Raw genomic sequence first — 19,575 nt, 5'->3', positions numbered from 1 at the left:
GAAACGCCATGTCATCCCAAACCGAAACCATCCGCCGCGTGACCGTGCCGCAACTCCGCGCGCGCAAGGGTGCCGATCCTATCGTATCGCTCACCGCCTACCACGCGCACACCGCCGCGATTGCCGAAAAATACTGTGATTTCCTACTGGTGGGCGACAGCCTCGGCATGGTGATGCATGGCATGGAAAGCACCGTGGGCGTGTCTCTCGAACTCATGATCATGCACGGCAAGGCGGTGGTGCGCGGCACCAAACGCGCGCTCGTGGTGGTGGATATGCCCTTTGGCTCCTATGAAGAAAGCCCATCGCAAGCCTTCCGCAACGCCGCCAAGATCATGAAGGAAACCCAGTGCCAGGCCGTCAAACTCGAAGGCGGCGCACGCATGGCAGAGACGATCAAATTCCTCTCGGAACGTGGCATCCCGGTGATGGCCCATATCGGCCTGACGCCGCAATCAACCAACATCATGGGCGGTTTCAAAACCCAGGGCCGTGACGAGGACGAGTGGCAATTCCACATCGACGACGCGATTGCCGTCGCCGACGCCGGGGCTTTTGCCGTCGTGGTCGAAGGCGTGGTTGAACCGCTCGCGGAGAAAATCACCCAAGCCATCGACGTGCCGACCATCGGCATTGGTGCGTCAAAGACCTGTGACGGGCAGATTTTGGTGATGGAAGACATGCTGGGCCTGAACGACTGGGTGCCGAAATTCGTCAAGAAATTCGGCACGGTCGGTGAAGCCATCGAGGACGCCATCGCCGCCTACGCCGAAGACGTCAAATCCCGCGCCTTCCCGACGCAGGACAATGTCTACGGCTCGAAGAAATGAAAGAGAGCGCCCTTCGGGGCGCTTTTCTTTGAGTATTTCCAGCACAAAGGAAACGAAATGCGCCCTGACCGCCGGTGCATAGCGCTGTGGCGTCGCCGGAAGGGGTTTCGGCCCACGGGTCAGGGCGTCTCCTTCGTGCACGATCATCGGCTCTCCAGCCTGTACCGTGAGAGCAGACTGGCGCATTAACCTTAACGCGCGCCTAACATTCGTTTCCTTTGTGCCAAAAATACTCACTCACCGCCCCTCTGCGCGCCACCGCACAGAAACCGTTCGCACAAAGCCGTTTACGCACATCCCCAAATGCCCACATGATGAGACAAACACAAAGGAGTCTCACCATGACATTCCGTCCCGTCAAAGCGACCTCTGAAGGTCAGTTCACCATCGAAGGCGCAGGCGTCAATCTCTACCGCGCCTTCGGGTTTCACAAACCGCGCGAGTTCGATCCGTTCTTGCTGTTCGACGACTTTCGCAATGACGATCCGAAGAAGTTCGAAAAGGGCTTCCCCTGGCATCCGCATCGCGGCATCGAGACGATCACCTATGTCTTGGATGGCGAAGTCGAACATGGCGACAGCCTTGGCAACAAAGGCGTCTTGGGCAAAGGCTCCGTGCAATGGATGACGGCCGGGTCCGGCATCATGCATCAGGAAATGCCACGCGGGAATGCGTCCGGGCAGATGCACGGGTTTCAGCTTTGGGCCAACCTGCCTTCCTCGCTCAAGATGACCGCGCCGCGCTATCAGGACATTCAAGGCAGCGACATCCCCGAGATCATCGACGACGATGGCACCAAGGTGAAGATCGTCACCGGGTCGTTCTGGGGCAAGCGCGGGCCGGTCGATGGCATTGCCGCCGATCCGCTTTACCTCGATGTGTCTGTGCCGCCTAACACGCGCAAGGTCTTGCCGGTCGACACCTATGCCAACACCTTCGCCTATATCTTTGCGGGCAGTGCGTCCTTCCGCGATGCCTCTCAACCTTACGGCGTGCGGGTTGAGAAAGAGGTGAATGGTGAAGAGATCAATATCCGCGATATGTCCGGGAACCGGACGCTGGTGAATTTCGACACCGGCAATGAGATCGTGGTAAACAGCGGGCCCGAGGGCGTGCGGTTCCTGTTGATTTCCGGTCAGCCGATCAAGGAACCGGTGGCGTGGCATGGGCCGATCGTGATGAACACGCGTGAGGAATTGATGCAGGCGTTCAATGAGTTGAACAACGGCACCTTCATTCGCGATCAGCGCGATCACTGAGATAAAACAAGCGCGCCAGAGGATGGCGCGCTTGCTTTCAATCTTATCGCTTTAGGCCGCGTGCGGGAAGGCGATCACGACATGTTCGCCGACATCCGGTGTCGTGTCTGAGGCCATGTTGGCCTTGAGCATCTCATAACCCACCGCCAGAGGATTGCCGGTCGACGCCCAAAGAGCAGCCTCCGACAGCGTCATTTCCAACAGGCAGACGTGCGGGTTGTCGCGACCGCCCTCGAACCAGGCCGCCGCCGCAGGTGACCAAAGCTCATCAAGCTTGGCGCTGTCCGTACTTTGGCGGATCGCCCCGGTCAGGCAGGCGAAAAACGATTGGTCCTGCGAGGTGACGCAGAACTGCGCCTGATCGCCGGTGCCGACGTGGCGCACCAGATCGGTTTCATCCGAGGTGATGAACCACAACTTGCCAGCGGCGGCATCCGAGAAATGGCTCATCGGCTGCATGGCGTCCTGCGCGCTTGAGATACCGAGCATCCCGGCGCGCAGATCGCCAAGCTCTTGCCAGAGCATGTGAGCGGGATCTTCGCGAAACTCATCCAGACGAGACATGGCTCACACTTTCGCCAGAAAATCGTCGATGGCCTTGCGCGCTTCTTCCTTGGTCTTGCCGTAGCGCTGCTGAAGCTTGCCTTCGAGCTGTTCGCGGTTGCCTTTGGCCTCCGCGAGGTCGTCGTCGGTCAATTCGCCCCATTCCTCACGCACGCGGCCTTGCATTTCTTTCCATTTGCCTTCGATTTGGTCCCAATTCATTTGAGGCCTCCTTTCTCTCTATCTGGAAACAAAACGTCTGTCCTTCGTCGAAGTTCCAAGGCGTGCGCAGGCTGACCGACTCTTTCGCGCCACAGATTCGTCAAATACCTGCTTTCGGGCTGACAACAATCTGGAGACCATGGCCAGATTGTTCATTTTTTTTGCACACCGAAAGAATTTGGCTGCAATGCGGCACAAACCCCCTCCGCACCGCGGAAAAGGGAACACGTCTTACGGTCATGTTATCGAATTTTTGCAGAACAGCCTATGCTGTCACCAAGGCCCAAATATCTCAACAGCCTGAAATTCCTTTGAAAGACCTGCGCGGATGACCTCCCCGGCCGCCGCATAATTCACTGAAATCGCAATTCACTGAATCCTTTCGAGGTGCAAAATGACGATACGCGTTTCACGACGGTTGGCTCATCTCTGCGTGCCGATGACCGCATTGTTTATGAGTTTTAGCACAGCTCCCGTTCTGGCCGACCTGAGCACGGCCCCATCGGAAGAGAACATACTAATCATCCGCACCGACTTGGGCGGCAGTGTGCGCCAGCGCTACGAGGAGATCAGCACGCTGATCGCAAATGACACGAAGGTAGAAATCCGTGACGGTTTCTGTTTCTCGTCCTGCACGATGTACATCGGCCTGAAAAATGCCTGCGTGACCTCAAAGGCCCGTTTCGGCTTTCACGGCCCGCGTTCGTTTCTCGGGCCGCTTTCCGAAGATCGCTTTGAGGAATGGAGCCTTTTCATCGCACAATTTTACCCGCCCACTGTGCGAGACTGGTATCTCGAGATCGGGCGCACCACCATCTATGGCTATTATAAGGTCAGCGGGGCTGATTTAATCCGGCTCGGCGTCAAAGACTGTGACGCATAAGGGGCATGAGGCCGCTCACAGCATGGCGGGCACGACCATATCCGGCGGGCGGTGACCGTCGGCGAAGGTGCGAATGTTGAGCATGACCTTTTCGCCCATCTCGATCCGCCCTTCGAGCGTCGCGGACCCCATATGAGGCAAGAGCACGACATTGGGCAACTCGCGCAAACGCGGGTTGATCTGGTGGCCATGTTCGAAAACATCGAGGCCTGCACCACCGATCTCGCCTGCGCGCAATCCACGGGTCAGAGCGTTCTCGTCGATCACCTCGCCCCGTGACGTATTTACGATCACCGCCGTCGGCTTCATGAGCTTAAGCCGCCGCGCATTGATCTGGTGATAGGTCGCAGGCGTGTGCGGGCAGTTGATCGACAGGATGTCGACACGCGAGAGCATCTGATCGAGACTGTCCCACCAGGTCGCCTCAAAGGCCGCTTCGGTCTCTGGCCGCAGCCGGGTGCGGTTGTGGTAATGCACCGACAGACCAAAGGCCCGCGCTCGCCGCGCCAAAGCTCGTCCAACGCGCCCCATGCCAAGAATGCCAAGCCGCTTGCCCGTCAGCCTCTGGCCCAGAAAAGCGGTCGGCGCCCAGCCCTCCCAGATGCCGGATTGCATCGCCGCCTGACCTTCGGGGATGCGGCGCGTCACAGCCAACATCAAAGCCATCGCCATATCCGCCGTGTCCTCGGTCACCACATCAGGCGTGTTCGACACGAGGATGCCGCGGTTTTGCGCCGTGATGACATCGAGATGATCGACGCCAGCGCCATAGTTGGCGATCAGTTTCAGACGCTCGCCCGCCTGTCCCAACATGCCCGCATCGATCCGATCCGTGACACAAGGCACCAGAACATCGGCGCGCTGCATCGCCTTGACCAGCGCCGCTTTGTCCATCTTTTCGTCCGTGTGATTGAGCTCGACATCGAAGAGCTCTTTCATCCGGGTTTCGACCTGTTCCGGCAATGCCCGTGTCACGACGACCTTCAGACGTTCCTTGGCCATGACCGCAACCTCCCTCTTTCTTTTTCACCCCCATACTGGCAAACTCGATTGCATCCCGGCAAGCCGTAAGGATAAGAACCGGGGGAGAAAACTGTTTAAAAGAACTGTATAAAGACCGGGGGACGTCATGCCCCCGATGACGTGCTGGCAGATGGCCGACAGTTTCGGGCGAATGATGAGCAGATCAGGCAGAGTAACGATGATTGGGGATCGATTTTTCGGCAAGGGCGTGCTTTCGCGCATGATCCTATGTTGCCTTCTCGCGCTCAGTCTTTTGGCGATCACACCGACACTCGGTTGGGCCGCCGATGGCCCCACGCGCGGCTCTGTCACCAACCTGCCGCTGCCACGCTTCGTGTCGCTCAAAAGCGACAAAGCCAATGTCCGACGTGGACCGTCTTTGTCGCATCGCATCGACTGGGTTTTCGTGCGTCGAGGCTATCCGCTTGAGGTCATCGCGGAATACGGCCATTGGCGTCGCGTGCGCGACCTTGAGGGCGCCACAGGTTGGCTGCATTACTCCCTGATTTCCGGGGTGCGCACGGCGCTTGTCACCGATGAGAATGTGGACCTCTATTCCCGCCCGGACCCATCTTCGCGCCTCAATGCGCAGGCGGAGAAAAACGTCATCCTGCGTCTTCAGGAATGCAACGTGTCTTGGTGCAAAGTCACCGCTGGCGGGCAAAAAGGATGGGTATTGAAATCCGGGCTATGGGGAGTGCGTCCGGACGAAATTCTAGAGTAAGTGCTTATGGATCAAATCAAATCTCCTTTGGCGGCCCGCAATATTCCGACCGGATTGAAGTCCTGTGTGATCCATGGCTACGGCAGCTGGCATGAGGCCATCGCACAGGGCCGTCACGATTTTTTCACCCGTCTTGTGCCCAAGCTGAAAGAGAAAGGCTTTGCGACCTATCTTGTCGAAGGCGGTTCGCGCAGCGGGCGGGCTTTGCTGGCCGAGGATCATTTTCACATCATCGTCGGCGGTCCGGCAATGTATGGCCCGACGATCCTGCACGCCTATCCGTCTTATCTCTGGGGCTTTTGGTATTTCGATGAGCTGGGGTTCGGTCACAACAGTTCGCTGCGCTTTTCTCGCTATTTTACCGAATCGGAAACCCGCGAGGCTGCTGAATATTTCTTCAACGGCGTCACGGGATATATGCTTCGCGAGAACATCTCGAAACACGCGCAGGAACCGCGCATGGATGCGCCTCTGCGCCCCTCCACCGCGACGATCCTGTGTCAGCCCTCCGAGACCGAGACGCCAAGCGCGCGGTATCTGAGCACCGAACAGATGATCGCCACGGCGGCCAATTACGACCGCGACGCGCTGGTCTATGTCAAACCGCATCCGCATCAAAGCAAACAGGGGCGTCGGCAGATCCTCGAGATTTGCGAGAACCACCCCAATGTGAAACTGAGCGATGCCTCGATCCACGACCTGATCGAAGCGGCCCGCGTGGTGATCACGCAAAACTCCTCGGCGGGCTTTGAGGCCTTGATGCAGAAAAAGCCGGTGATCACCTGCGGCAAAACCGATTACTGGCACGCCACTTTGACCCCGCGCACGGTTCCCGATCTCAAGGCCGCGATCGAGTTCGGCCCGGAGACCATGGCGGATTTCGATTACGAGGGCTATTTTCACTGGTTCCTTGAGCGGCAATGCTTGGAGCCCGCGAAGGACAATTTCGTGGCGCGCGCCTGGGCGCGGATCAAGGACAAGTTGATGCTTTAGGCGCACGGCCTGCGTCTTTGGCCTTACCCGTGGGAGGGAATCCTTTATAAGCCCCCCCAAGCACCACAATCGGGAAATCGACATGCCTGACACCCGCCTGAACCTGTCAGCCGGAATCGCCTCCGTCGCCGTCGCGACCATCCTTGTGCTGGCCAAGCTTTGGGCGCTGAGCCTCACCGGCTCTCTGTCAATCGCCGCCTCTTTGGCGGACAGCGCCATGGATTTCCTGATTGCGGCCGGTGGGCTCTTGGCGATCTATTACGCCTCGCGCCCCCCCGATGACGATCACACCTTTGGCCACACCTCAGCCGAAGACCTCGCAGCTCTTGCACAATCCGTCTTCATTCTGGTTTCCGCTGGTGTCATCGGCGTGACCTCCGTGCGCCGCCTCTTGTCGCCCGCGCCGAAGGAGATGATGGCCGAGGGAGCTGGCATCGCCGTGATGATCCTCTCTATCGTGCTGACCATCGCGCTCGTGCTGTGGCAACGTCACGTCGCCCGCAAAACCGGGTCCAAGGTCGTCTCCGCCGACAGCCTGCATTACGTGGGCGATCTAATCCCCAACATCGGCGCCATCCTCGCGCTTTTGGCCTCCTCTATGTTCGGATTTCACCAACTCGACAGTGTGGTCGCCTTGGGGGCGGCGGGTATTCTGGTGGTCGGAGCGCTCAACATCGGCAAATCCGCCTGGGACGCACTCATGGACCGCGCAGCCCCGCCGGAGATGATCGAAGCCATTGAAACCATGGCCAAAGACATGCCCGGCATCTACGCCTATCACGACCTAAAAACCCGCATGGCGGGCTCAAAGCCTTTCGTGAACATTCATATCGAGGTGAATGGCGATCAGACCCTGCGCGAGGCTCATGCGATCTCTGCGGGTCTTAAACGGCAGATCTTGGACGCCTATCCGAATGCCGATGTGATCGTGCATAAGGATGTGGCGGGCGAGGCGGATTGAACGCCTCGCATCTGAGTATTTAAGCCTTCAGAAAAGCCTCATTCGGCGGCTAAAAGCCCCCGGCCTTTGAGCAGCGCCTCGACGCCCGGCATCCGGCCCCGGAACGCGGTGTAAAGCGCCTCGGCATCTTCAGAGCCGCCTTTGGAGAGGATGTTGTCCTCAAGCCGTTTCGCCATCGCCGGATCGAAGGGCGAGGTTTCCTCGAAAGCCTCGAAAGCATCGGCATCCATCACCTCGGACCACATGTAGCTGTAATAGCCGGAGCTATAGCCGTCGCCGGAGAACACATGCGCGAAATGCGGTGTCGCGTGGCGCATGGTGATGGCTTTCGGCATGCCGATTTTCGCCAATGTCTCGGCCTGCGCCGCCATCGGGTCTTTCGGAGCCGGGCCGTCGTGGAAATCGAGATCCACCAGCGCGGAGGCGACATATTCGACGGTCGCAAAGCCCTGATCATAGGTCTGTGCGGCCAAAAGGCGTTCCAGCATATCACGCGGCATCGGCTCACCGGTTTTCGCATGGGTCGCGAACTCTTCGAGCACCTCGGGCACTTCGAGCCAATGCTCGTAAAGCTGGCTCGGCAGCTCAACGAAATCGCGCGCCACGGAGGTGCCGGAAATCGACTCATAGGTCACGTCCGAGAGCATCTGATGCAGCGCATGACCGAATTCGTGGAACAACGTGCGCGCATCATCATAGGACAGCAAAGCCGCCTCGCCTTTCGGCGGCTTGGCAAAATTGCACACATTGAGCACGATGGGCCGAATGTCACCGTCGAGCTTTTGTTGGCTCCGCATCGCTGTGCACCAGGCGCCCGAACGTTTCGAGCCACGCGCGAAATAATCGCCGATGAAAACCGCGATATGTTCACCATTCCGCGTCACATTCCATGCCCGTGCATCCGGGTGATAGACCTGCATATCGAGCGGTTCAAATTCCAGACCAAAGAGACGATTGGCACAGGTGAAAGACGCTTCGATCATGCGCTCAAGCTGAAGATATGGCTTCAACTCCGCCTCATCGAGATCATGCTCCGCCTTACGCCGGATCGACGAATAATAGCGCCAATCCCAAGGCTCCAGATCGCCATTCACCCCGTCCTCGGCCATCATATCGGACAGGATCGCAGCATCGCGTTCGGCGGCCTCTTTCGCCGGCCCCCAGACCCGCATCAACAGATCGCGCACATGCTCCGGCGTTTTCGCCATTTCGGTCTCAAGCTTATAGTCCGCAAAGCTCTCGTACCCCAACAGCTTGGCGCGCTCCTCGCGCAGCTCCAAAATCTCTGTCGCAATCTCACGGTTGTCATTGGCATTGCCATTCTCACCGCGCGCGGCCCAGGCACGGAACGCCTTTTCGCGCAGGTCACGTCGCGGCGAAAATTGCAGGAACGGCACGATGAGCGAGCGCGACAGGGTCACAACAGGGCCTTTGGCGCCCTTCTCTTCACCCGCAGACCGCGCGGCGTCGACGACGAATTGTGGCAGGCCTTCCAAATCCTGTTCCGCCAACTCCATAAACCACTCCCGCTCGTCGGCCAAAAGGTTCTGGGTGAACTGTGTGCCAAGCGTCGCAAGCCGCGATTTGATCGCCGCCATGCGATCTTTCTCAGCCCCTTCAAGTTTCGCGCCGGAGCGTACGAAAGAGCGACGAGTCAGCATCAGCACACGTTGTTGTTCCTCAGTGAGATCAAGGGCTTCTCGCCCCTGCCACAGCGCCTCGATCCGATTGAACAGAGCCTCATTGGCGGTGATCTCACTGCTGTAAGCGGAGAGCAGAGGAGACAGATCCCGCATCAACCCATCGCGCACATCGTTCGTGTCCGCACCGGCCATACCGTAAAAGGCCCCCAACACTTTCGACAACGTGGCATCCGCCTTTTCCAGCGCCTCAATGGTATTGGCAAAGGTCGGCACCTCAGGGTTTTCCGCGATTGCCACGATCGCCGCGCGCCCCTCTGCAAGCGCGGCATCGACCGCAGGTTTGACATCCGCATCCGTCAAATCAGCGAAAGGCGGGAGGTTGAAAGGCGTGTTCCACTCGGACAGGTAAGCGTTGGTCATGCGTGTCTCCTTTGGCCCTCAAGCTATGCCTCGAAAGCGGCAAGGAAAAGGGTCAGCCACCGCAAATCGGGCAGTCAGCCCGCTTTTTCACGGTAATGTTCCGCGTCTCGGCATAAAGCGCATCGTGAATGACCAGACACCCCATCAGCCCCTGTCCCGCGCCGGTGAGTTCTTTCACCGCCTCCATCGCCATCATCGTGCCCAAAACGCCAGGCAAAGGTGCCGCAACTCCAGCCTCGGCACAGCTCGGCACCATGCCGTCGGCAGGACGCTCAGGGAACACACATTGATAACAAGGACCATTTTCATGGGGTTTATAGGTGCTAATTTGACCTTCCCACTGCGTGATCGCCGCTGCGATCAGCGGCTTACGATGGGTCACGCAAGCGCGGTTGACCAGGTAGCGCGTGTCGAAATTATCCGTCCCGTCGAGCACCAGATCGTAGTCAGCGACCAGATCCATCGAACTTTCGTCAAACGCCCGGTGATAGGGCCGCACTTCGATGAACGGGTTCTGCGCCCGCATCGCCTCGGCGGCGGAGAACACCTTTGGCACGCCCACTTGCGCATCCGTGTGAATCACCTGCCGTTGCAGGTTCGAGGCCTCGACCACATCCGGGTCGATCACGCCGATCACACCGACGCCCGAGGCCGCGAGATATTCCAAAACCGGCGCGCCAAGACCACCGGCGCCGATCACCAAAACCTTCGCCTCTTTCAGCTTTTTCTGCCCCGGCCCGCCGATTTCGCGCAGCAGGATATGGCGCATGTAGCGGTCCAGTTCGGCGGGGCGGAAGGTGCCTTCGCTTTGCTGCTCCGCTGTCTGAGGCTCCGGTTGGGCCTTGTTGCGCAGCGCGGCAAGGCCCGCGCGGTAGGCGACAATGATCACCGCACCGACACCGATCAAGAGCCATTCGCCCAATGAGCCACCAAGGCTCGCGCGCAGCGCATGACCTTCAGGCAGCACAAAAAGCGCTATCAAAACAGCGAGATACAACACCCCAATCATCGCCCAGCGCGCCCGCGTCGGCGCGCCGGTCAACCAGCCGATGCCCCAAAGCACAGCGGCGATGATCAGGAAAAATGTCATGTGCGCCCGGTCGACCCAAACCCGCCCGCGCCGCGCGCGGTGTCAGTGAGGCTGTCGACCACTTTATAGGCCGCCTGCACCACGGGGGCGACGATCATCTGGCCGATGCGTTCGCCATGGGTGACGTGAAACGGTTCCTGCCCGAGGTTGATAAGAATGATGCCAACCGGACCACGGTAATCCGCGTCAATCGTGCCTGGCGTGTTGACCAGCGAAATCCCATGCTTGAGGGCGAGCCCAGAGCGCGGCCGCACCTGCACCTCATAGCCCGGTTCAATTTCCATCGCGAAACCTGTCGGAATCAACGCCCGCGCGCCCGGTTCCAACATGACGCCAACGTCGCGCATCTCCGGCGGAAAATTCGCGCGCACGTCGCCGCCTGCCGCATGTGCGGTCTCATAGGACGGCAATTTGATGTCGGTATCGGCTCCCTCGAGCCATTGAATTTTGATCTCTACGCTCATGTCTTTTCCGTGGTTTAAATACTCAATTCGCCTACTCAATTCATCGCCAGATGATCGGCAATGCGATAGGCCAGCTGACGCGCCACTTCATCTTTGCTCATCCGTGGCCACTCATCTGCGCCACGCTCGGTGATCAGAGTCACGGCATTCTCGGCGCCTCCCATGATCCCGGTGGCGGGCGAGACGTCATTGGCGACGATCCAGTCACAACCCTTGCGTTTGCGTTTCGCGGTAGCATGCGCGATCACATCGTCGGTCTCTGCGGCAAAGCCCACGACCAGACGCGGACGCCCTTCGGCCATCTGGCTCACACTCGCCAAAATGTCCGGATTTTCGGAAAACTCCAAAACGGGCAGCTTTCCCTGTGTTTTTTTGATTTTCGATCCGCTCTCGGAGGTCACGCGCCAATCCGCCACGGCGGCGGCGAACACAGCGGCCTCGGCTGGCAAAGCGGCATCGACCGCCTCTTTCATCTCGCGCGCCGTTTCCACCCGGATCACCCGCACCCCACGCGGCGGGGCCACATCGGCGGGGCCGGTGACAAAGCTCACATCGGCGCCCAGATCGCGCAGCGCCTTGGCAATCGCGGTGCCCTGCGCGCCCGATGAACGGTTGGCGATGTAGCGCACCGGGTCAATCGGTTCATGTGTCGGGCCGGAGGTCACGAGGATATGCTTGCCTTTCAGCGGGCCTTCGGTGAGCGCGGCCCGAACGGCGGCGATGATGTCAGGCGTCTCAGACAGGCGCCCGGGACCGAATTCACCGCAGGCCATGGTGCCTTCTTCGGGGCCAACAAAGAGCACGCCATCTTGTTTCAACTGCGCCACATTGCGTTGACAGGCGGGGTGCTCCCACATCCGCACATTCATCGCAGGCGCGACCAAAACGGGTTTGTCGGTCGCCATCAAAAGCGTCGAGGCCAGATCATTCGCCAGCCCCCCGGCCATCTTCCCCAGAAGATCGGCGGTGGCGGGCGAGACAACCACGAGATCAGCGGCACGGGACAGTTCGATATGCCCCATCTCCGCCTCATCCGTGAGATCGAAGAGATCGCGGTAAACTTTTTCGGCGGCCAGCCCTGACACAGAGAGAGGCGTCACGAATTCCTCGGCGGCCTTGGTCAGCACCGGCACGACGCGGGCGCCCTCATCACGCAGGCGTCGGATCAGGTCGAGCGATTTGAACGCCGCAATCCCGCCGCCGATGATCAGCAAAATGGTCTTTTCGTTCAGCATTTTCGCTCTCCCGGCAAAGCCCTGTACGCAGTCTCAGGGAACGGTTTAAGCCAAGGCCACGCGTGAGACAATGCTCTGAGATTTGAGGCCTGCTATTGCAAAAGCCCGGCGCAGGGATCATCCCGCTGGGCCGGCTCTGTCACCAACCAGAGATCATAGGGCGGCACATCCTCAGGAGTTCCTTCCAATTGACCGATGGAGAGCGTCTCAAAGTCAGGGGCCGCCTTGGCCAGCACCGAAGGCATCCCCCAATCCATGCGCGCATGGCCATTGCCAGTGATCACCGCGATCGGTCCGCCTGTCGCCTCATAGGCCTCAATCACAGCTCGCGAGAATACAGCGTCGCGCAGCCTTTGCGCCTCGACCATGCCCGCCATCATCTCAAGCGGCATGGCTTCACAATGGGCGTCGAACTGCATCTGCTGGCGTTCGGTTTGTATCTCTTCGGGCAAATCATCGGTAAGACCATAGCGCTCGGCCTCGGCACCAAACACAACGGCGGCTCCGTCAGAGAAAGCCCGCCGCACATCTTCACGGGGCAGAGCCGCGCCAAAGACGGGCGCATCGCTTGACGCAAAAATCGGATAATACATGGAGAAATCGGGCCAACCCGAGTTGTCCCACTCCAAGGCTTCGGCCAATCTTGCTTCATCGTTACGAAGGTCGAACGTCACACGCGTCGCCTGCTCGGGCGTCAACATTTCAAACACAATCGCCTTCGGCAAAAGCGCCGCAACCGCCGCCGCCTGATGTCTGTGGTGCAGCGGATTGTCATGCACTTCGCCCAGCAAAACGACATCCGCCCGAGGCAAATTCGACAGAGCCTCAGGCGTGATCTGGTCAGAAAAAACGGGGCCCGCGCTCAAAGTGAGCGCGACGGCAAAAGGAAATCTCATGAGAAGAAATGTTGCACGTCCTGATGGTTGGTCTCAAGGCTGACACGCATTTTTTGCAGCGCGCCCGCTTCGAGTTGACGCACGCGCTCTTTCGACAGCGACAGCTCCTGGCCAAGGCTTTCGAGTGTGCGCGGCTCGTCCGTCAGTTTGCGCGCCTTTAGGATAAACCGTTCCCGTTCGCTAAGATGGTCCATCGCTTCGCCAAGCCAGCTTTTGAGTTGCGCCTGATCATGCGCTTCGCCAACCATTTCCGCCGTGGTCTCGCCCTCATCCGCGAGGGTGTCGATCCATTCGCGGCCCTCTTCCTCGCCCGATTGCTGCGCGTTGAGTGAGAAATCAGAGCCGGACAACCGCCCATCCATGATCTCGACGTCCCGCAGCGGCACGTTCAAATCCATTGCGATCATCTGCAACAGCTGGTCGTGATCAAGCGCTTCGCCCTGCGCCGAGGCCTCGCGTTCGAGACGCGCCTGAACCCGGCGCATATTAAAGAACAGCGACTTCTGAGCCGAGGTCGACCCGGTCCGCACCAGCGACCAGTTGCGCATCACGTAGTCCTGAATCGAGGCCTTGATCCACCACACGGCATAGGTCGAAAACCGCACACCGCGATCCGGGTCAAATTTCTCCGCCGCTTTCATCAAACCAAGCCCGGCCTCCTGAATAAGATCGCTCATCGGCGCGCCGTAGCGTTTGAATTTCGCAGCCATAGAAATCGCCAAACGCATATAGGCCGTCACGAGCCGGTGTAACGCCGCCTCGTCGCGATGATCGCGCCACGCGCGGGCCAAGGCTTGTTCCGTCTCAACGTCGAGCATCTCCGCTTTCATCGCCCGGCGCGGCAAGGCGTTGTCGGATGCAGTCATATCGAGTGCCATATTTGAACCTCCTGAGAGTTTGCGCTCTGGCTTGATCTCACGTTCTACCTTCTGAGAAACCTTAGCGGGTTTTCGTGACGGTCATTTGCGAGCTGTGGCTACTCCTGTTACGAAAAGCCTAACGCATTGGACCAAGAATGGGTTTCACGATCATGTGCACAAATATGACAGTCGTGCTCGGCGGCGCCTCTTCCGGGAAGTCCAAAATTTCGGAAAAAATATGCACTATCAGTAAATTAGATAGGTTATATCTCGCCAGCGCAGAATGCTTTGACGAAGAAATGCGCACAAAAGCTGCGCAGCATCGCACAAGCCGAGGCGAAGATTGGTGCACAATAGAGGAGCCGTTGGCCGCAGATCGGGTGATTTCCGAGCTGAAAGAAGGTCAGATTCTCTTATTCGATTGCGCCACGATGTGGTTGAGCAATCATCTGTTTGCAGAAAGCGATCTGGCCGCGGAGACCGAAACCCTTCTGGCCGCGATCCGTGCCTGCCCCGCAAAGATCGTCATCGTCTCAAACGAAACCGGCCTTGGCATCGTGCCCGAAAACGCCCTTGCGCGCCGGTTTCGCATTGCCCAAGGCGAGCTTAATCAACGCTTGGCCGCCGAGGCCGGCACCGTGATCGGCGTCATGGCCGGATTGCCCTTTGCGCTCAAAGGTCAACTGCCGGAGGGTTTCACATGAGCCGCCTTTGGTTGATCCGGCATGGCCCGACTCATGCGAAAACCTTTGTCGGCTGGACCGACCTGCCCGCCGATCTGTCTGATCACGCGGCGATTGCCCGATTGGAAGCGGCGCTGCCCGATGTGCCGGTGATTTCGTCGGACCTCTCCCGCGCCATAGACACCGCCAGCGCCGTGCAGGGGGCCCGCCCCCGCCTGCCGCATGACGCACGTTTCCGGGAAACCTATTTTGGCGATTGGGAGATGCTGAGATGGTCGGAGATTGAAACCAAAGATGGCGCCCTTGCCCGCGAAGTCTTTGAAACACCAGGGGAAAGTTCCCCGCCGGGCGGCGAAAGCTGGAACCGATTTTCCGCTCGCATCCATGAAGGCGTCGCCGCACTTTCTGGCGAAACCGTCATCGTGGCGCATATGGGCGTGATCATGGCGCTTTTGCAAAAGGCGCTGTCTTGCACCGCCTTTGAGGCCCTTGGGCATCGGATCGACCCACTATCGTGCACCGTGATTGACTGCCCAGAGGGGCTGTCCGGACCTTGGTCCTGCGGCCTCATCAATCATAAATATTGATCACAATGCGATCAAATATGAATTTTCATGATATGTAGTTTCCTCATAAACTGTCGCAAACAGTTGGAGGTTTCTTATGTCTTACGACCTTTTCATCGGCGATAAAAGCTTTTCAAGCTGGTCGCTACGCGGATGGCTTTTGTTCGAGAAATTCGGCATTCCGGTTAACGAAATCATGGTCGGTCTCTATTCCGGCACCATGAAAGAGGACCTCGCCGCTTTGGCGCCGGCCCGCTTTGTGCCCACCGCCCGCACGCCCGAAGGCTGGGTCATAGGCGAAAGCATCGCCTTGGCCGAAACGCTGGCCGAACGTCATCCGCAGGCTGGTCTTTGGCCCAAAGACGCCGAGGCGCGCATCTACGCGCGCTGGCTCGTGGCCGAAATGCATGCCGGGTTCACCGCCCTGCGCGGCGCCTGCCCGATGCAGCTTTTACATCAATATCAAGGCTTTGACGTTACCGATGCGGTCAAAGCCGATCTTGCACGTTTGGACACGATCCTGTCCCATGCCTTCGAAAATTTCGCGGGTGACGGCCCCTGGTTGTTTGGCACCTATTCTGCGGCGGATGCGTTTTACGCCCCGGTCGCGGCGCGGATTGCAGGCTATAAGCTGCCTGTTTCTGACCGCCTCAAAGCCTATGTTCACGCGCATCTGACTGATCCGGCATTCCGAAAGTGGCGCAAAGAGGGGCTTGAGATCAGCTATGATCCCGTGCCCTACGCGGTGGACCTGCCTGTGACGGAGTGGCCCGAACCGGTCTAAATTCGATAGGCTCTGGAGCGCGTTAACCATTTGCTAACCACGTCTGCGCTAGACGGGTTAAGATTGGTTAACACGCACCGGGAGCACACTATGGTCGCACGGACATTCTCCGTCGCTTTCGAAGGCATCGAGGCCCGCCCCGTCGAGGTGCAATGCGCCATTGCCCCCGGACTGCCCAGTTTCACCATCGTCGGCCTGCCGGACAAAGCCGTCACTGAGGCCCGCGAGAGGGTCCGCGCGGCCCTCGCGGCGATGCAAATTGCGCTGCCGTCCAAAAAACTCGTCATCAACCTCTCGCCCGCCGATCTGCCGAAAATCGGCTCGCATTTCGACCTCCCCATCGCCTTGGCGATCCTCGCCGCGACCGGATTGATCCCCGCAGAGAAAGCCGAAGAGACGCTGTCCTTGGGCGAATTGGCGCTCGACGGATCGCTCGTCGCAGTCAATGGCGCGCTGCCCGCCGCATTGAAAGCCGCCGAGTTGGACTGTGTCCTCGCCTGCCCCGAGGCCTGCGGATCAGAGGCCGCTTGGGTGGGCGCGACGCCCGTCTATGGGGCGAAAAACCTCGCGCAATTGCTCCGGCATTTCACCGGCGACCGACCGATCCATGAGGCACAGCCGGGCGAGATCACCCTGCCGTCTCACCACCGCGATCTGCGCGATGTGAAGGGGCAGGAAAAGGCCAAACGCGCCATGGAGATCGCCGCCGCCGGGGGCCATCACATGTTCATGGTCGGCACGCCCGGCTCCGGCAAATCCATGTTGGCGGCGCGCCTGCCGACGATCCTGCCGCCGCTTTCGGCGCAGGAGGCTTTAGAAACCTCGATCATTCATTCCCTTGCAGGCCTGTTGGACGAGGGCGGCATTTCCCGCGCGCGGCCCTTTCGCGAGCCGCATCACACCGCCTCCATGGCCGCCATCGTTGGCGGAGGGCGCGGTGCGCAGCCGGGGGAGATTTCGCTGGCGCATAATGGCGTGTTGTTCCTCGATGAATTCCCGGAGTTCCCGCGCGCCGTTTTGGAAACCCTGCGTCAGCCCATCGAGACCGGCGAGGTCATGGTCGCCCGCGCCAACGCCCATATGCGCTACCCCGCGCGGTTCATGTTGGTCGCGGCCGCGAACCCCTGCAAATGCGGCTATCTGCCCGATCCGGCGCGGGCCTGCGCCAAAGTCCCGCTTTGCGGTGAGGAGTATCTGGGCCGCATTTCCGGGCCCTTGATGGACCGTTTCGATTTGCGTCTCGAAATGCCGCCCGTGCAGTTTCAGGATTTGGACCTGCCGCCCTCTGGCGACAGTTCCGCCACGGTTGCGGCGCGTGTGGCCCAAGCCCGCGCGCTCCAGACCGAACGCTACGAGGGCACCGGATTTCGCACCAATGCGCAGATCGAAGGGCAGATGCTGGACGATGTCGCGTCTCCCGATGCCGAGGGCCGCGAGATTTTGACCAAAGCCGCCGAAAAACTCGGGCTTTCGGCGAGAGGCTATCACCGCGTCTTACGGGTCGCGCGCACGATTGCCGATCTGGCGGGCGAAGACGATGTGCGCCGCCCGCATCTGGCCGAAGCTTTGAGTTACCGGGTGGTGTCGGGCGTGCTCAATTAAGAGCTTTCAGGAATTCCGCCGTCTCCTCAATCGCCTGACGCGCCTCGGGGAAAAACCCGTCGAACATCTGCCAGACATGCGGTGCGCCTTCGGTGAGGCTGAGCACCACCTCCGCCCCCTCTTCACGCAAATGCGCCGCCATACGCACGGAATCGTCGCGCAAAATCTCACACTCCGAAGCCTGTAACAGCACCGGCGGGCAATTGGGAAAGCGGGCAAAGATCGGCGAGACTTGCGGGTCCTCGGGCGCAGAGACCCCAAGGATCATCGCGATCAGGTCGCGAGCCCGCTCCGACGGAAAAAAGTGATCGCGCTCTGCGTTGGTCTCGAATGAGGGGCTGGATAGCGTCAGATCGGTGAAGGGCGACCAGCCGAAAGCCCCGGCAGGCGGCGCGCCGCGCTGGCACAGCTCCGCCAAAAGCGTCAGGGCCAACCCGCCGCCGGCACTGTCGCCGCCGATGGTGATCTCTTGCGGACTGTAGCCCGAAGCCACCAGCGCATCCCAGACGACCAAGGCATCCTCAAACGCCGCGGGCAGCGGATGTTCGGGGGCCAGCCGATAGGCGGGCAAGAACACAGGCCGATTGGCCAGTTGCGCCAGCCGCGAGGCGAGGCGTTTGTGGGTCTCGGGACTGCCTGCGATGTAACCGCCGCCGTGGAAAAACAGGATGACGCGCTCGTCATCGCACTCCGGCGGCCGGATCCACATGCCCGGAAGGCCCAAAGCGTCATGGGTCACTTCGGCGGACAATTGCACCGGCAGGCTGAGCTTGGCGGCCAAATCGACCCCGTCCCGCAAAGGCACGGGGTTTTGCGCATGGGTAAAAGCGGCCCGCACGACGGGGCTCAAGGCCCCGGAGACAAGCCGCATCCGAAGGCTCATGCGCGTTTGGCCTCGATCGCTTTCCAGATCAGCTCGGCCGTGTTGGTGCCGTCGAAACGCTCGAGCTCCTGAATGCCCGTCGGAGAGGTCACGTTGATCTCGGTCAGGTAGTCGCCGATCACGTCGATGCCGACAAAGACCTGGCCTTTTTCCTTCAAAAGCGGCCCGATCCGGGCGCAGATTTCGAGATCGCGCGCGGTCAGGCCGACTTTTTCGGCGCGCCCACCGACATGCATGTTCGAGCGCGTTTCCCCGGCCTGCGGCACACGGTTGATCGCGCCCACAGGCTCGCCATCGACGAGGATCACACGCTTGTCGCCATTCGACACATCGGGCAGGAATTTCTGCACGATCATCGGCTCGCGCGAGATGCCGGTGAAAAGCTCATGCAAGGACGACAGGTTGCGATCATTCGGGTCGAGACGGAAAACGCCCGCGCCGCCGTTGCCGTAGAGCGGCTTCAGGATGATGTCGCCATGCTTTTCCTTGAACGCCTTGATGGTCTCAAGGTCACGCGCGATGGCGGTGGGCGGCGTCAGGTCCGGGAAGGTCAGAACCAGCAATTTCTCGGGGTAATTGCGCACCCAGAACGGATCGTTGACCACCAAAGTGCCCGGCGTGATCAGTTCGAGCAAATGCGTCGTGGTGATGTAGCCCATGTCAAACGGCGGGTCCTGACGCAGCCAGACGACGTCGTAATCCGACAAATCGACCTCGGTCATCTCGCCCAAGGTGTAGTGATCTCCCTCAACGCGGCGCACCTCGACCGGCCAGCCACGGGCGGTGACACGCCCCTCTTGGAAGGCCAGATGATCCGGCGTGTAATAGAACAGCTCATGGCCGCGCTTTTGCGCCTCTTCCATGATGCGAAACGTGCTGTCGGCATTGATGTTGATCGGACCGATCGGGTCCATCTGAATCGCGACTTTCAGCGCAGGTGTCTTGGACAAGGGCGTATCTCCTCTGGTTGCTTCTTAGATGGACCAGCCGGACCTCGCATTCAATGGCAAT

General features: G+C 59.7%; 21 protein-coding genes. 10 read left to right on the top strand and 11 right to left on the bottom strand.

The features are described from left to right. The first annotated feature begins 8 nt into the window (after positions 1–8). A complete protein-coding gene (gene panB, locus ACN0X0_RS16245; RefSeq protein ID WP_417279998.1) occupies positions 9–830 on the top strand; it encodes a 3-methyl-2-oxobutanoate hydroxymethyltransferase in 822 nt (273 codons plus the stop codon). Between the two features lie 341 nt (positions 831–1,171). Beyond that, on the top strand, positions 1,172–2,089 hold the full coding sequence (locus ACN0X0_RS16240; RefSeq protein WP_417279997.1) for a pirin family protein: 918 nt from the start codon (positions 1,172–1,174) through the stop codon (positions 2,087–2,089). Between the two features lie 51 nt (positions 2,090–2,140). On the opposite strand, the gene ACN0X0_RS16235 is transcribed toward ACN0X0_RS16240, so the two are convergent. Then, the gene (locus tag ACN0X0_RS16235; protein WP_417279996.1) at positions 2,141–2,653 is read right to left on the bottom strand and encodes a pyridoxamine 5'-phosphate oxidase family protein; all 513 of its coding nucleotides are present in this window, start codon (positions 2,651–2,653) and stop codon (positions 2,141–2,143) included. Between the two features lie 3 nt (positions 2,654–2,656). Next, positions 2,657–2,854, bottom strand: a complete 198-nt coding sequence (locus ACN0X0_RS16230; RefSeq protein ID WP_226554034.1) for a CsbD family protein — start codon at positions 2,852–2,854, stop codon at positions 2,657–2,659. 454 nt (positions 2,855–3,308) lie between these two features. Here ACN0X0_RS16230 and ACN0X0_RS16225 point away from each other — a divergent pair, with 454 nt between their 5' ends. Next, the gene (locus tag ACN0X0_RS16225) at positions 3,309–3,737 is read left to right on the top strand and encodes a hypothetical protein (RefSeq protein WP_417279995.1); all 429 of its coding nucleotides are present in this window, start codon (positions 3,309–3,311) and stop codon (positions 3,735–3,737) included. Positions 3,738–3,752: 15 nt separating this feature from the next. Here the strand turns inward: ACN0X0_RS16225 and ACN0X0_RS16220 are convergent, their stop codons facing one another. Continuing rightward, entirely contained in the window at positions 3,753–4,739 is a 987-nt protein-coding gene (locus ACN0X0_RS16220) for a 2-hydroxyacid dehydrogenase (protein WP_417279994.1), read from the bottom strand. Positions 4,740–4,980: 241 nt separating this feature from the next. Here ACN0X0_RS16220 and ACN0X0_RS16215 point away from each other — a divergent pair, with 241 nt between their 5' ends. The 3 genes from ACN0X0_RS16215 (at position 4,981) to ACN0X0_RS16205 (ending at position 7,438) form a co-directional block, all read left to right on the top strand. Continuing rightward, positions 4,981–5,484, top strand: coding sequence for an SH3 domain-containing protein (locus tag ACN0X0_RS16215; RefSeq protein WP_417280046.1), 504 nt, complete (start codon positions 4,981–4,983; stop codon positions 5,482–5,484). A gap of 6 nt (positions 5,485–5,490) precedes the next feature. Continuing rightward, complete coding sequence (locus ACN0X0_RS16210; protein WP_417279993.1) at positions 5,491–6,477, top strand: hypothetical protein; 987 nt, start codon at positions 5,491–5,493, stop codon at positions 6,475–6,477. Positions 6,478–6,559: 82 nt separating this feature from the next. Continuing rightward, entirely contained in the window at positions 6,560–7,438 is an 879-nt protein-coding gene (locus ACN0X0_RS16205; protein ID WP_417279992.1) for a cation diffusion facilitator family transporter, read from the top strand. Between the two features lie 38 nt (positions 7,439–7,476). On the opposite strand, the gene ACN0X0_RS16200 is transcribed toward ACN0X0_RS16205, so the two are convergent. The 6 genes from ACN0X0_RS16200 to ACN0X0_RS16175 form a co-directional block, all read right to left on the bottom strand. Beyond that, on the bottom strand, positions 7,477–9,501 hold the full coding sequence (locus tag ACN0X0_RS16200; RefSeq protein WP_417279991.1) for a M3 family metallopeptidase: 2,025 nt from the start codon (positions 9,499–9,501) through the stop codon (positions 7,477–7,479). 52 nt (positions 9,502–9,553) lie between these two features. Continuing rightward, positions 9,554–10,591: a HesA/MoeB/ThiF family protein gene (locus ACN0X0_RS16195; protein ID WP_417279990.1), complete on the bottom strand. Its 1,038-nt coding sequence runs from the start codon at positions 10,589–10,591 to the stop codon at positions 9,554–9,556. Then, on the bottom strand, positions 10,588–11,055 hold the full coding sequence (gene dut / locus ACN0X0_RS16190; RefSeq protein ID WP_417279989.1) for a dUTP diphosphatase: 468 nt from the start codon (positions 11,053–11,055) through the stop codon (positions 10,588–10,590). Before dut ends, ACN0X0_RS16195 begins: the two co-directional genes overlap by 4 nt. 35 nt (positions 11,056–11,090) lie before the next feature. After that, positions 11,091–12,290, bottom strand: coding sequence for a bifunctional phosphopantothenoylcysteine decarboxylase/phosphopantothenate--cysteine ligase CoaBC (coaBC, locus tag ACN0X0_RS16185; RefSeq protein WP_417279988.1), 1,200 nt, complete (start codon positions 12,288–12,290; stop codon positions 11,091–11,093). Between the two features lie 92 nt (positions 12,291–12,382). Then, complete coding sequence (locus ACN0X0_RS16180; RefSeq protein WP_417279987.1) at positions 12,383–13,186, bottom strand: ChaN family lipoprotein; 804 nt, start codon at positions 13,184–13,186, stop codon at positions 12,383–12,385. Beyond that, a complete protein-coding gene (locus ACN0X0_RS16175; protein ID WP_417279986.1) occupies positions 13,183–14,064 on the bottom strand; it encodes an RNA polymerase factor sigma-32 in 882 nt (293 codons plus the stop codon). Before ACN0X0_RS16175 ends, ACN0X0_RS16180 begins: the two co-directional genes overlap by 4 nt. A gap of 137 nt (positions 14,065–14,201) precedes the next feature. Here ACN0X0_RS16175 and cobU point away from each other — a divergent pair, with 137 nt between their 5' ends. The 4 genes from cobU to ACN0X0_RS16155 all read left to right on the top strand — a co-directional run bounded on the left by cobU (position 14,202) and on the right by ACN0X0_RS16155 (position 17,681). Then, on the top strand, positions 14,202–14,750 hold the full coding sequence (gene cobU, locus ACN0X0_RS16170) for a bifunctional adenosylcobinamide kinase/adenosylcobinamide-phosphate guanylyltransferase (protein WP_417279985.1): 549 nt from the start codon (positions 14,202–14,204) through the stop codon (positions 14,748–14,750). After that, on the top strand, positions 14,747–15,316 hold the full coding sequence (locus ACN0X0_RS16165; protein ID WP_417279984.1) for a histidine phosphatase family protein: 570 nt from the start codon (positions 14,747–14,749) through the stop codon (positions 15,314–15,316). The genes cobU and ACN0X0_RS16165 overlap by 4 nt, the downstream gene beginning before the upstream one ends. Before the next feature lie 76 nt (positions 15,317–15,392). After that, positions 15,393–16,079 carry a glutathione S-transferase gene (locus ACN0X0_RS16160; RefSeq protein WP_417279983.1) on the top strand — a complete coding sequence of 229 codons (687 nt, stop codon included), beginning with the start codon at positions 15,393–15,395 and terminating at the stop codon, positions 16,077–16,079. A 90-nt stretch (positions 16,080–16,169) separates the two neighbouring features. Further along, positions 16,170–17,681 (top strand): YifB family Mg chelatase-like AAA ATPase, encoded by a 1,512-nt coding sequence (locus ACN0X0_RS16155; protein WP_417279982.1) that lies wholly within the window; start codon positions 16,170–16,172, stop codon positions 17,679–17,681. Here the strand turns inward: ACN0X0_RS16155 and ACN0X0_RS16150 are convergent. Both ACN0X0_RS16150 and gshB read right to left on the bottom strand, forming a co-directional pair. Beyond that, the gene (locus ACN0X0_RS16150) at positions 17,674–18,564 is read right to left on the bottom strand and encodes an alpha/beta hydrolase (RefSeq protein ID WP_417279981.1); all 891 of its coding nucleotides are present in this window, start codon (positions 18,562–18,564) and stop codon (positions 17,674–17,676) included. The genes ACN0X0_RS16155 and ACN0X0_RS16150 overlap by 8 nt on opposite strands. Further along, on the bottom strand, positions 18,561–19,496 hold the full coding sequence (gene gshB / locus ACN0X0_RS16145; protein WP_417280045.1) for a glutathione synthase: 936 nt from the start codon (positions 19,494–19,496) through the stop codon (positions 18,561–18,563). Before gshB ends, ACN0X0_RS16150 begins: the two co-directional genes overlap by 4 nt. Positions 19,497–19,575 lie beyond the last annotated feature (79 nt).

The sequence above is a fragment of the Celeribacter sp. genome, assembly GCF_048270365.1.
Taxonomy (GTDB): domain Bacteria; phylum Pseudomonadota; class Alphaproteobacteria; order Rhodobacterales; family Rhodobacteraceae; genus Celeribacter.
Note: the sequence above shows the minus strand (reverse complement) of the source record. Positions and strands in the feature narration are given on the sequence as shown.

What these genes read in the sequence shown, in the direction of transcription:
- ACN0X0_RS16155 (WP_417279982.1), top strand. Translation starts at nt 16,170, where the DNA reads ATGGTCGCACGGACATTCTCCGTCGCTTTCGAAGGCATCGAGGCCCGC.
- ACN0X0_RS16195 (WP_417279990.1), bottom strand. Translation starts at nt 10,591, where the DNA reads ATGACATTTTTCCTGATCATCGCCGCTGTGCTTTGGGGCATCGGCTGG.
- dut (WP_417279989.1), bottom strand. Translation starts at nt 11,055, where the DNA reads ATGAGCGTAGAGATCAAAATTCAATGGCTCGAGGGAGCCGATACCGAC.
- ACN0X0_RS16160 (WP_417279983.1), top strand. Translation starts at nt 15,393, where the DNA reads ATGTCTTACGACCTTTTCATCGGCGATAAAAGCTTTTCAAGCTGGTCG.
- ACN0X0_RS16175 (WP_417279986.1), bottom strand. Translation starts at nt 14,064, where the DNA reads ATGGCACTCGATATGACTGCATCCGACAACGCCTTGCCGCGCCGGGCG.
- ACN0X0_RS16235 (WP_417279996.1), bottom strand. Translation starts at nt 2,653, where the DNA reads ATGTCTCGTCTGGATGAGTTTCGCGAAGATCCCGCTCACATGCTCTGG.
- ACN0X0_RS16230 (WP_226554034.1), bottom strand. Translation starts at nt 2,854, where the DNA reads ATGAATTGGGACCAAATCGAAGGCAAATGGAAAGAAATGCAAGGCCGC.
- ACN0X0_RS16180 (WP_417279987.1), bottom strand. Translation starts at nt 13,186, where the DNA reads ATGAGATTTCCTTTTGCCGTCGCGCTCACTTTGAGCGCGGGCCCCGTT.
- ACN0X0_RS16220 (WP_417279994.1), bottom strand. Translation starts at nt 4,739, where the DNA reads ATGGCCAAGGAACGTCTGAAGGTCGTCGTGACACGGGCATTGCCGGAA.
- ACN0X0_RS16200 (WP_417279991.1), bottom strand. Translation starts at nt 9,501, where the DNA reads ATGACCAACGCTTACCTGTCCGAGTGGAACACGCCTTTCAACCTCCCG.
- ACN0X0_RS16205 (WP_417279992.1), top strand. Translation starts at nt 6,560, where the DNA reads ATGCCTGACACCCGCCTGAACCTGTCAGCCGGAATCGCCTCCGTCGCC.
- ACN0X0_RS16150 (WP_417279981.1), bottom strand. Translation starts at nt 18,564, where the DNA reads ATGAGCCTTCGGATGCGGCTTGTCTCCGGGGCCTTGAGCCCCGTCGTG.
- cobU (WP_417279985.1), top strand. Translation starts at nt 14,202, where the DNA reads ATGGGTTTCACGATCATGTGCACAAATATGACAGTCGTGCTCGGCGGC.
- coaBC (WP_417279988.1), bottom strand. Translation starts at nt 12,290, where the DNA reads ATGCTGAACGAAAAGACCATTTTGCTGATCATCGGCGGCGGGATTGCG.
- panB (WP_417279998.1), top strand. Translation starts at nt 9, where the DNA reads ATGTCATCCCAAACCGAAACCATCCGCCGCGTGACCGTGCCGCAACTC.
- ACN0X0_RS16165 (WP_417279984.1), top strand. Translation starts at nt 14,747, where the DNA reads ATGAGCCGCCTTTGGTTGATCCGGCATGGCCCGACTCATGCGAAAACC.
- ACN0X0_RS16225 (WP_417279995.1), top strand. Translation starts at nt 3,309, where the DNA reads ATGAGTTTTAGCACAGCTCCCGTTCTGGCCGACCTGAGCACGGCCCCA.
- ACN0X0_RS16215 (WP_417280046.1), top strand. Translation starts at nt 4,981, where the DNA reads ATGATCCTATGTTGCCTTCTCGCGCTCAGTCTTTTGGCGATCACACCG.
- ACN0X0_RS16240 (WP_417279997.1), top strand. Translation starts at nt 1,172, where the DNA reads ATGACATTCCGTCCCGTCAAAGCGACCTCTGAAGGTCAGTTCACCATC.
- ACN0X0_RS16210 (WP_417279993.1), top strand. Translation starts at nt 5,491, where the DNA reads ATGGATCAAATCAAATCTCCTTTGGCGGCCCGCAATATTCCGACCGGA.